1 protein-coding gene is annotated in these 234 nt (G+C 58.5%); it reads right to left on the bottom strand.

Translation table 11 applies throughout. The features are described 5' to 3' along the window. A partial coding sequence (locus tag ACPYOJ_RS36890) for a hypothetical protein (protein ID WP_481420617.1) occupies window positions 1–209 on the bottom strand: 209 nt, incomplete at its 3' end. Between the last annotated feature and the right edge of the window lie 25 nt (window positions 210–234).

Genomic DNA, 234 nt, shown 5'->3' with positions numbered 1-234 from the left:
CCCCCCCCCCCCTCCTTTCCAAACAAAACCCACCCCCCTAGATGCAGCGTAGTCTCGTGGGCTCGGAGATGTGTATAAGAGACAGACTTTGCAGTGACGCGAGCCTCTGTCATGTAGTCCTTGATGTTCAGCGCCTTCTCCATTGTCGCGATCGCCAGACGCCCGGCAAGATCGGGATGGGCGCGAAGCACGCCCTGTCTCTTATACACATCTGACGCTGCCGACGACTAGTCG

It is taken from the genome of Rhizobium sp. SVR5-9E (assembly GCF_056755095.1).
The sequence above is the reverse complement of the archived record's forward strand: the minus strand, read 5'-3'. Positions and strand labels throughout refer to the sequence as shown.